Raw genomic sequence first — 10,842 nt, forward strand, 5'->3', positions numbered from 1 at the left:
TTTTTATAAATGTGTCCTGTCCGTTTGCCTTTTTTATAAGGTGGTTGAAACGTTTACCGTTTTGGGTGTTTCGTGGGCCGGATACAATGCCCAATGCGCCCAATGCTAATCCGTTCATATTTTGCCTCATTGTATTATTATTTTCAATGGAATTCAGCGAACCCAACCCTGCGGTTTGGGTTTCGTCCTCTGATAATGATTGCGTGGTAGTAAGAGTTTCGCCATTAACGCTGATGGTCATGGTGAAAGTCATATCAGCTTTAAGTTGCTCGGTATTGGAAAGCACGGAAAGAGTAAGACCTTTACCCATAAGGTTCAGGTATGGCACTTGAAAAACGATTTCAGGCTCTTGTGTTTTGCCTGCACCAATGGTAAGTCCTTTAATATCGGGGGTAGAGTAAGCGACTGCCGAACCTTTGTAATTTGCCACTACCTGGTTAACGGCTAATGTGATGGGGGCTTTTGTGGGATTGTAGCAACGAAGTTTGACAGCAAACTGAACTTCCTGCAAGTTCATTTTGTGGATGCGGAATCCTAAAAGAGCAAAGTTCATTTTTGCCCCTGCAAGAAGCTTTTTGCCTTTTTTAATGAGGTAGAAACCACCGCCAACGGCTGCTACTGCTGCTAATGTGCCTAGTATTTTCTTTGTGCTTGCTTCCATAGTGGAAACAAACATATAGTAGGCTTATGGTAGGGGTGTTGGGGTTTAAAGGTACTTGAAAGAGTTTGTAAGTTTTTGAAGAAATTTGTAAAAATTTGAGCATAAAAAAACTCCCGACTGATTATTCGGTCGGGTGTTTTTATTTTATGTTTCTTTTAATGCTTATGCCAACTATGGTCTTCCTTTTTTGTTTCTGCTCTTTCATATTTGCAGCAACCTGGAAGTGAATCATAAGTTTCATCTTTGGCTTTGTGCATATCGGTATCATGTCCGGCTTTAGCAATTGCCATGTGAACTTTATGAACATCAGTTTTTGAAGCGTCAAAAGAAACTTCAATCATTTTAGTTTGCTTGTTCCAATCGGCAGCGGTTACACCATCAACCGTTTTTGCAGCTTTTTCAATACGGCTTTCACACATACCACAATTACCATAGACTTTAAACTTTTCAGTTTTAGCTTGTCCAAATACAGTTGTTAAGCTCATTAGAGCTATTACCATTGTTAAATAAATCGCTTTCATTTTTATTTGATTTTAATTATTAATCTTTACTTCCATTAAACACTATGTAATAAAGTGAATCGCCATCCATCATTCGGAACTTGTATTCAAAAGTGTGGTTGGTCATATTAAATCCACCATAGTGCATATCTCCATCCTCATGGTCATCAGACATATGATGTTGCCATTCAGATTGATTATTATGCATGTCCATCATGTGATTTCCACCATTTCCCATGTGACCATATTGCATCTCAAAAGCTTCACCAGTATCACAAACCATTACAGAATCCCCATTTTCAAAAGCGTCCATTATGAACGTTGTATCCATGACATCACCATAGCAATGAATTTGAAGCTGGTCATTTTCAGTCATGCTTACATCAGCTGTACCTGAATTACCTGATTTCAACCCTGAATCATCAGAGAACTCACCACTATAAGTTCCTACAATTTCAGAAAGAGAATCCTTTTCTGAATTAGAACTTTCCTTTTCACAAGCACTAAATGCAAGAACAACTAGTGCAATACCTAAAAACAAATTTGTTTTTTTCATATCTATTTAAATTTTAAGATTTACAAATAACTATTGAGGAATTGAATAAACTACAGTCTGAGATTTTGAAGAGAATCCTTTGCTTATATGTTTGTATACCAAAAGCTTTTTCTTTCCATTCGACTCTACAATTTCGTAATCATTACTGTGGTCTTCCTTTAATAAAGCATTACCATTTTCATCTATGATATTTAGTGTAAATGTGATGTACTCATCCTCATTAATTGTTGGGTCTTCATCATTAAAGTTTGAATAATCATAGACAACACATGAGTACAATATTTCAACGGCTTCATCTTTATTAAAGGTGCTTGTCGAAACCAACTTAATCTCGTCAAGCAAGTGACCTTTGGGCAATGGTAGTTTAACTGTTTTCCAAACTGTATGGTCAAGGTTATAGATATTTATTATCTCAGCCTTTTTATCATACTTCAAATATTTAGCATCACCATTATCAATTTGAAAGGTTCTAAATCTACCTTCAACTACTTCTTCCTGTACCAACTGAGCAAAAACTGTTGATACCATAAACAATAATCCGAATGATATTATTAAAGTTTTCATATCTCATAATTTTAAGTGAATACTTATTCTCTTGTATATTGGCAACAGCCAGGAAGTCCATTATAAACTTCATCAATGGCTTTTTCCAATTCTGTATCGTAACCAGCTTTAGCTATGGCTTTATGTATTTCAGCAAGTTTAACCTTGTCTGAATTAAATGATACATGAATCATTTTGGTTTCCTGACTCCAATCTGCTTCATTCACTCCTTCAAGAGCTTTAGCTGCTGTTTCGATGGTTTCTTCACACATGCCACAATTCCCTGATACTTTAAAAGTCTCATGATTCAGGTTTGCATCTGACATATCATGCCCGGCATGTTCATCAGCTCCTTTCAAGGGCGTTTCTCCATGATTATGTCCTGTAGATACTTGACCGCCACCCGGATTCATCATGCTCGATTTTCCTGCCAATTGAGCAGCTGCATCAATCTTAAACACTCCATTCATGGCTATTTCTTCGCCTTCAGATAAACCTTCGCTTACTACATAGAAATTGCCTGCCTCTGGTCCTAATACAATTTCTCGATAGATAAAGGAGCTGGTTTCTCTATCCGGAACTTTCACATAAACCACAGCTCTTTTACCTGTCCATAGAATTGCTGATTTTGGTATTAACAGTTCATTGGTGTTTTGAGCAGTATTTGATTTTAGAATACCATTGGCAAACATCTCAGGTTTAAGCTGACCATCGGTATTTCGTAGTTCAACACGTACCTGTGCTACTCGTGTTTGAGCATCAATAAAGGGGTCGATAAAAGTTACCTTCCCATTAAATTGTTTCCCTGGAACCGATTGAAGCGTAAACTCAATATCATCACCTTTTTTAATCCAAGGCAAATCGCTTTCGTAAGCATCAAACAAAACCCAAACCTTTGACAGGTTAATCACCTCAAACAGAGGCGAACCTTCTTTTACATAGTCTCCAATTGATACATGTCTTTTGGTTACTGTTCCACTAATCGGAGATTGAATATCAAAGAATGTTTTCGTTTCTCCACGTGTTTCAATGGCATCAATTTGTTGTTCTGTTAAATCCCAAAGCTTTAGTTTTGCTCTTGAGGCTTTGTAAAAAGATGGATTAGAAGTCTTGTATTTCAATGCTTCCAATAATTCTTTTTGAGCAGTTATCAATTCAGGAGAATAGATAGTGCCAAGCTTTTCGCCTTTCTTAACTTGTTGTCCTGTGTAATTGATAAACAGTTTTTCAATTCGCCCTCCAAAACGTGCTGTTAGTTCAGATATTTTACGTTCATCAGCTTTTACCTTACCTAGTAATTGCACATCTTTTTCTGGAATTCCCTTTTTAACAATGGTTGTTTGAACCGAAGCTAAAGCCAATGCCGATTCAGTCATTTGAATCTCATTAGGGTCAACATGTTCTCCCTCAATTGAACCTGTTTCCATCGGAACTAAATCCATAGCACAGATAGGACATAATCCCGGTTTGTTTTGCTTAATCTGTGGGTGCATAGAGCATGTGTAAACCGTTTCTTCAGCTTCGGTTTGTTCCTCATGGTTGTGTGAAGTTTCATTACTTGATGAATGAAAAAACAACCATCCTAAAAATAAGCCTGCAACCATTGTAATGGCAATCAGCTTAATATCTCGTTTATTTATATTTGTTTTCATCTTGTTTTCTATTAAATTATTGACCTTGTAAATATTGAATAAAAGCAACGGCAGCTTCTTTATCGGCTGTCGCTTTTTGCATTTCTAAAGCATACTTTAAAAGCTTGCGTTCCATGCGTAGTATCTCTTCAAAATTCAAATTGCTTGTGGCGTACTCCGATTCAAGAATAGAAAGTGATTTCTCTGCCAACTCTTCTTGTTCTTCATACAGAACTGTTCGCCTAAGTGCATCCTGGTAATCTTTCCAAACAATTTCAAACAGTACCGTTATGGAGTTTTCCTTATCGGTTTTTTCATTTGTTTTAGCTTCTTGTAGATAGATTACTTCTTGCACTTTTGCTTTGTACTTATTTCGATACAAAGGAATAGTAATACCCACTTTTGGGAACATAAAGGCATCTTGCCCTGCGTTGGATGCAGTAGAATTTCCTTCGCCAATAAAGGTGTAGTCGAAACCAATATTAAATTGAGGCAATCCCTCTTTGGAAGCTACCTTCTGACGATATTGTAAATCTTCAATCTGATAGTCGAATGCAGCTAATGTGTTGTTATTCATTAAAACACTATCCAAAGCTAAATGCTTGTCTAAAAGTTCAACTCCCGTCAACTTTTCACCCATTTGGATATTGGAATTCACATCAACATTTAAGAAACTATTGAATTTAACAGACAAGACTTGCGCATTATCTTTTAGTAGAGCCAACTGATTTTCAAGGTCGTTAATCTCCATTTGAACCCGATAAGCATCAACAGCAGAAGCCGAACCCGATTCGACTTTGATATTTGCCAAACCTTTAAATGAGGCTAAAATGTCTATGTTCTCAATAGTTATATCTATTGCCTGATGCATAAAAAACAGGTTGTAATAGGTAGATTTAACATCGTAGAACAGCTTTGACTTTGCTTCCTCAAATACTTCGTATTTAGCCTTTGCCATTGCTTCAACTGAATTTTCACGAGATGACAATGTTCCAAACCAAGGAAACATTTGTGAAGCCGATATTTTAGCTTGCTGCGGGCCAACTCTTGTTTCAACAGGTTGAATAAAGTAACCAAAGGCAAATGTTGGGTCTGGTAAAGCTCCAACTTGCGGAACTTTTTCTAAGGCTGCCATATATTCATTAAACTTAACTTTAAGACCAGGGTTGTTTTCTGCTGCTGTTTCCAAATATGTGGTCAACTCGTTTTGTGCAGAAACTCTCACTGTTAGAGCAAGCATAAGGAATGACAGGATATATATTATCTTTTTCATGTGATTATGCTTTTAAGGTTTTAGACATCTTTTTTACATTTCTCTCTTGCCACATACTATATAGTACCGGAACAACAAAAATGGTTAGTGTAGCAATGAGCATACCGCCAACTGAAGGTATTGCCATTGGAACCATAATATCAGAACCTTTACCTGTGGAAGTTAATACAGGAAGGAGAGCAATAATGGTTGTTGCCGTTGTCATCATTGCTGGTCGTACCCTTTTTAAACCTGCCTCCAAAACCTTCTCACGTACCTCCGTAATAGATTCAGGTTGTTTTTTGTCAAAGATTTGTTTCAAATAGGTACTAATCAATACTCCATCATCGGTAGCAATACCAAAGAGCGCAATGAAGCCAACCCAAACAGCCACACTCAGGTTAATGGTGTGAATTTGGAACATGTCTTGCAGATGTATTCCTCCTAAACTAAAGTTCATAAACCATGATTGGCTGTATAACCAAAGCATGATGAACCCACCTGAGAATGCTACAAATATGCCCGAGAAAATCAAGCTTGCTGCGGTAACAGAACGGAACTGAAAGTAGAGAATTAAGAAAATTACAATCAAGGATATTGGAATCACAATCAACAACCTTTTAGTTGCTCTAATCTGATTCTCATAGTTCCCTGTAAATTTATAATTCACCCCAGCAGGAACATTAAAAACGCCTTGCTCTGCTTTTTCGCCTAAATAAGCTTGTGCATTTTCTACCACATCAACTTCTGCATATCCTTCTTTTTTATCAAAGATTACATACCCTACTAAAAAGGTGTTTTCACTTTTTATCAATTGTGGGCCTCGTGTATAATTAATGGCTGCTAATTCGCCAAGAGGCACTTGTACACCCGATGGGGTTGGTATAAGAATACGTTTTAAATCTTCGGGATTATCTCTGTATTCACGAGCATAGCGAACACGAACCGGAAAACGCTCACGACCTTCAACCGTAGATGTAAGGTTCATTCCACCAATAGCACTACTCAAAGTCATTTGCAAATCGGCAATGGTTAACCCATAACGTGAAATAGCACTTCGGTCTATATCCAATTCCAAGTAAGGTTTTCCAACCACCCTGTCTGCAAATACCGACATAGGTTCAACACCTTCTACATGTTTTAAATGGTTTTCTAGTTCATAACCAATCTTTTCAATGGTTTCCAGGTCTGGCCCAAAAACTTTAATTCCCATTGGGGCACGCATACCTGTTTGCAACATCACTAAGCGTGTTTGAATGGGTTGCAACTTAGGTGCAGATGTTAATCCGGGGATGCTTGATTGGTTAACAATCTCAGTCCAAATATCGTTCGGAGAATTGATATGCTCACGCCATTGTCTGAAATATTCGCCTGATTTGTCAGGTATTAATTGGTCTTTTGCTATCACCTTAAAACCATCGGCAGGATTATAAGTAGAACCATCACTAAGCTCAAACGCACCATCCTTATTCGTTTTAAATCTTAAACGATGACCGCTTTCATCGAGCATATATTCAGACTTATAATTAATCACATTCTCGTACATTGACGTTGGTGCAGGGTCGAGAGCAGAACTAACACGTCCCCATTTACCAATTACATTATCAACTTCAGGAATGGCATTAACCTTTTTGTCCAACATCCGAATGACCTCAAGGTTTTCTTCAATACCGGAATGAGGCATTGTTGTTGGCATCAATAAAAATGAACCCTCGTCTAAGGCTGGCATAAACTCCTTGCCAATTCCGGGGAATGTTTTATTTAAAGAAGCCCATGTATCACTTTGTTTAATGCTATCAGGCATGAATGAGAACACCCTGTCAACACCTTGCCATGCGACTATCCCAAAAAGAACTACGGCAAGTGGAATGCTCAGAAATTTGGCTTTGTTCGCTAAAGCCCAATTTAAAATTTTAGAATACGACTTAACCACCAATAGCATAAATGCTAAAACAAGACCTATTAGCAAACCTGTAAATATCAGGTTCGAAGCATCACTATTTTGTGCGCCTAATGGCATCCATTCTTTTGTAAGCAACCAAACAACAATAATGGCTATTATTCCAATATTGATGTAATTAGGAAACTCTTTTCGAGCTTCTGACCATTTGTAATCTAATAGGTTATTGACTCCAATGCCTACAACTGCAAAAGCAATAAACACTTTGCCAAAGAATAAGAAGCTAATTCCTAAAAGAATTAATACAATATTTAAAATTTGCTTTGTTTTCTTTCTATCAATTTTTATTGAAAAGATAATGTGTGCCAAGGCAGGAATTATGGTTAAACCGATAATTAATGCTGATACCATTGCAAAGGTTTTGGTAAAAGCCAAGGGTTTAAATAATTTACCTTCGGCTGCTTGCATCGCAAATACAGGCAGAAAGCTAACTATTGTTGTTGTTAATGCTGTAATTACTGCCGGAGCAACCTCTACCGTAGAATCATAAATGGTTGTGAGTAATTTTTTACTCTTATTCTCAATATTCTCGACATGCCGTATTATATTTTCTGTGAAAACTACCCCGACATCAACCATTACTCCAATAGCAATTGCGATACCCGATAAAGCAACTATGTTGGCATCTACACCAAATCTGCGCATAGCAATAAAGGTCATTAATACTCCAATAGGTAATAAACTGGAAATTAGGAATGAGGCTCTAAGGTTTAGAACAAGTATAATAATGACAATAATACTAATTAGAACTTCAAGCGTTAAGGCTTCCTGTAGCGTTCCAAGCGTTTCTTTTATCAAACCTGTTCGGTCGTAAAAAGGTACTATGGTTACTTTTGAAACCGAACCATCATCCAATATTTTTGATGGTAATCCCGGTGATATTTCTTCGATTTTGTCCTTGACATTATTGATTACTTCCAATGGATTTGCTCCGTATCTGGCAACAACAACACCTCCAACGGCTTCAGCACCTCCCTTATCTAATCCACCTCTACGGGTAGCTGGTCCGAAACTCACATTGGCAATATCCTTTATGCGAATAGGTATATTGTTTTTAACGCTCACAACGCTTTTTTCAATATCATCTAAGCTCTTGATGTAACCTAAAGCTCTGATTAAATATTCTACACGATTAAACTCAATGGTTCTTGCTCCAATATCAAGGTTGCTTTTTTTAACTGCTTGCATGATTTGACCAACAGAAACGCCATGCGCTTTCATTGCGTTAGGGTCAATGTCAATCTGGTATTCTTTCACAAAGCCACCAATGGAGGCAACCTCTGAAACACCTTTAGCAGCGGTTAGTCCATACTTTATATAAAAATCTTGAATGGTTCTTAGCTCGTGGGGATCCCATCCACCGTTTGGCTTGCCTTTTTTGTCACGCCCTTCAAGCGTATACCAATAAATCTGACCAAGAGCTGTAGCATCTGGTCCCAAAGCTGGTGTTACGCCATTGGGGAGTGTTCCGGCAGGTAATGAGTTTAGTTTTTCGAGTATTCTGGTTCTACTCCAATAAAACTCTACATCTTCTTCAAAAATGATGTAAATGCTTGAAACTCCAAAAATGGAATTACTTCGGATAGTTTGTACACCCGGAATCCCTAACAAAGCGGTTGTTAAAGGATAAGACACCTGGTCTTCGATGTCCTGTGGTGATTGACCTGCCCATTCCGTATATACTATTTGTTGGTTCTCGCCAATGTCAGGTATAGCATCGACAGGAACCGGGTCAGAAGGGAGAAATCCTGTTTCCCAACTGAATGGTGACGAAATAATACCCCAAGCAATGAATATTACGAGAAGTAGGAATGTCACCAATTTATTCTCTAAAAAGAATTTAATGGTATTGTTCAACATATCTAATGAATTTGATAAACATTTAATTAATTAAAAGTTACAGCAAATAAATTGCATAACAATACAGTTCTACTTTAAAAGTGAATTGTAAATCAATTAATTAAATGACTAACAAAGATATGTTTGTAGCAAAGAAAGGCGTGTTTGAATCGTGGGAGGTGGAGAAGTATCTGTATAAACTTCAAATGACTCACTCTCTATAGGAAACAGCTCAAAATGTAAAGCAAAAAGAATAGGGAACAGTACGTCCAACTCTGCAATTTTTGTATTGTCTATTTGCGCAGGACTTACATAATCATCTTCAACCTCAATATGAACTGTTTTGTTTTCACAACATCCACCTGTGCCATCACAACATGATTTGGCTTCTTTATTAATGGATGTGGAAACGTAATCGCCTCCACAATAATGCATAGAGAAAGTTATCCCTGTGGTAGCTACCATTAGGAAAACCGATAAGACGATATGGATTATTCTTCTAAACATTATTATTTATTCTCTATACAAAGTAACGCAATTTTATCCTAAATGTTTTACAAAATTATGGATTAGAGTTATATCATTTTTGGGTTTAGTATCTCTAAACAGCCTTGTAACCCAATGAGTTTACCGTTTCCATCGCTTTCCCTATTTCAAGATTATCTCCTTCTATTGTTACTGTTTTGTCGCTAAGATTGACACTTGCTTTACTTACAAAATTCAGTTTTTCAAGGTTTGATTCAACGTTTGACTTACAATGATTACAAGTCATTCCTTCTACTTTAATTGTTTTAATTTCCATTGTACTATTATTTAAGTTGATTACTGTATTGTTTTTAGATTTCAGATATTTCTGAATATAGCCATTGATAATAAGAGCAATTAGTATAATACCTGACGTAATTTGCCACCAATTAAGATATTCTCCATGATTATGTCCAAGGTGTTGTTGGGTTATTTCGGTAAACCATTGCACAGGAAGGACATAATCTATGATTAAACCAAAACCTAAAGCCCCTGCAATGATAGTTGCTAGATAAGTAAACAAGCTTTTCCGTCCCAAAACTTTACCAATCATGGTTATTGTTGCAGCATTGGTAGCCGGGCCAGCCATTAATAAAACAAATGCAGCTCCCGGACTAATACCTTTTAAGATAAGTATGGCAGCCAATGGAATAGAACCTGTGGCACAAATATAAAGCGGTATTGAAACCACAAGAATTAATAGCATTTGTACAATGGGAGGCATATTTAATAATTCAAAAAACTCATTCGGAATAAGTGCCGATATTATCGCTGCCAATACCAAACCAATAACCAACCATTTTGATATATCCTGGATAAAATCAACAAATCCGTATCGGAATACATTAATTATCTTTTGAGAGAACGTTTTATGTTCTTCCGATTGTTCCTGAAAAGTTCTTTCTTCTGATTCATTTTTAGTTACGACACTTGTTATTAATCCTCCTGTGATTCCTGTCACCAATGCCGCAAAAACTCTTATAATTGCAAAAGGTAGTCCCATTAATGAGAATGTTGCTAAAATAGAATCTACACCTGTTTGAGGTGTGGATATTAAAAAAGAAACAGTTCCTCCTTTTGATGCACCGTTTTTATAAAATGCCGTACCCGTTGGAATAACTCCACATGAACAAAGTGGCAAAGGAATACCAAATATGGACGCTAATACTGAAGATTTAAAGGGTTTACCATTAAAATAACGTTCGATTTTCTTTTGAGGAATGAAGGCATATAATAACCCGGCAAAGAAAAATCCTAAAAGAAGATAGGGAGACATTTCACTTAATATCTTAACAAAATCGTTTAGAAAAGTGGTAATATATTGTTGTACTTCCATAGCTCTGATTTTTTTGATAATACAAAGTAAGGAAGTATC

General features: G+C 36.8%; 9 protein-coding genes. All 9 read right to left on the bottom strand.

Annotation, left to right across the window (positions count from 1 at the left end):
• Nucleotides 1-661 (bottom strand): hypothetical protein (locus J1N10_RS20125; RefSeq protein WP_262328529.1); only part of this gene is annotated, 661 nt, incomplete at its 3' end.
• A 155-nt stretch (nucleotides 662-816) separates the two neighbouring features.
• The gene (locus J1N10_RS20130) at nucleotides 817-1,182 is read right to left on the bottom strand and encodes a heavy-metal-associated domain-containing protein (protein ID WP_262328530.1); all 366 of its coding nucleotides are present in this window, start codon (nucleotides 1,180-1,182) and stop codon (nucleotides 817-819) included.
• A gap of 19 nt (nucleotides 1,183-1,201) precedes the next feature.
• A complete protein-coding gene (locus J1N10_RS20135) occupies nucleotides 1,202-1,717 on the bottom strand; it encodes a hypothetical protein (protein ID WP_262328531.1) in 516 nt (171 codons plus the stop codon).
• Between the two features lie 30 nt (nucleotides 1,718-1,747).
• The gene (locus J1N10_RS20140) at nucleotides 1,748-2,281 is read right to left on the bottom strand and encodes a hypothetical protein (protein ID WP_262328532.1); all 534 of its coding nucleotides are present in this window, start codon (nucleotides 2,279-2,281) and stop codon (nucleotides 1,748-1,750) included.
• A 23-nt stretch (nucleotides 2,282-2,304) separates the two neighbouring features.
• The gene (locus J1N10_RS20145; protein WP_262328533.1) at nucleotides 2,305-3,912 is read right to left on the bottom strand and encodes an efflux RND transporter periplasmic adaptor subunit; all 1,608 of its coding nucleotides are present in this window, start codon (nucleotides 3,910-3,912) and stop codon (nucleotides 2,305-2,307) included.
• 16 nt (nucleotides 3,913-3,928) lie between these two features.
• Nucleotides 3,929-5,164, bottom strand: coding sequence for a TolC family protein (locus tag J1N10_RS20150; RefSeq protein WP_262328534.1), 1,236 nt, complete (start codon nucleotides 5,162-5,164; stop codon nucleotides 3,929-3,931).
• Between the two features lie 4 nt (nucleotides 5,165-5,168).
• The gene (locus tag J1N10_RS20155) at nucleotides 5,169-8,963 is read right to left on the bottom strand and encodes an efflux RND transporter permease subunit (RefSeq protein WP_262328535.1); all 3,795 of its coding nucleotides are present in this window, start codon (nucleotides 8,961-8,963) and stop codon (nucleotides 5,169-5,171) included.
• 108 nt (nucleotides 8,964-9,071) lie between these two features.
• The gene (locus J1N10_RS20160) at nucleotides 9,072-9,449 is read right to left on the bottom strand and encodes an HYC_CC_PP family protein (protein WP_410053458.1); all 378 of its coding nucleotides are present in this window, start codon (nucleotides 9,447-9,449) and stop codon (nucleotides 9,072-9,074) included.
• 94 nt (nucleotides 9,450-9,543) lie between these two features.
• Nucleotides 9,544-10,842, bottom strand: a 1,299-nt coding sequence (locus J1N10_RS20165; protein WP_262328537.1) for a permease, incomplete at its 5' end; no start/stop codon positions are given.

It is taken from the genome of Carboxylicivirga litoralis (assembly GCF_025499605.1).
In the GTDB taxonomy this organism is placed as follows: domain Bacteria; phylum Bacteroidota; class Bacteroidia; order Bacteroidales; family Marinilabiliaceae; genus Carboxylicivirga; species Carboxylicivirga litoralis.

Excerpts from the sequence above, each read along its gene's own strand:
- J1N10_RS20130 (WP_262328530.1), bottom strand. The coding sequence starts at position 1,182 with ATGAAAGCGATTTATTTAACAATGGTAATAGCTCTAATGAGCTTAACA.
- J1N10_RS20135 (WP_262328531.1), bottom strand. The coding sequence starts at position 1,717 with ATGAAAAAAACAAATTTGTTTTTAGGTATTGCACTAGTTGTTCTTGCA.
- J1N10_RS20140 (WP_262328532.1), bottom strand. The coding sequence starts at position 2,281 with ATGAAAACTTTAATAATATCATTCGGATTATTGTTTATGGTATCAACA.
- J1N10_RS20145 (WP_262328533.1), bottom strand. The coding sequence starts at position 3,912 with ATGAAAACAAATATAAATAAACGAGATATTAAGCTGATTGCCATTACA.
- J1N10_RS20150 (WP_262328534.1), bottom strand. The coding sequence starts at position 5,164 with ATGAAAAAGATAATATATATCCTGTCATTCCTTATGCTTGCTCTAACA.
- J1N10_RS20155 (WP_262328535.1), bottom strand. The coding sequence starts at position 8,963 with ATGTTGAACAATACCATTAAATTCTTTTTAGAGAATAAATTGGTGACA.
- J1N10_RS20160 (WP_410053458.1), bottom strand. The coding sequence starts at position 9,449 with ATGTTTAGAAGAATAATCCATATCGTCTTATCGGTTTTCCTAATGGTA.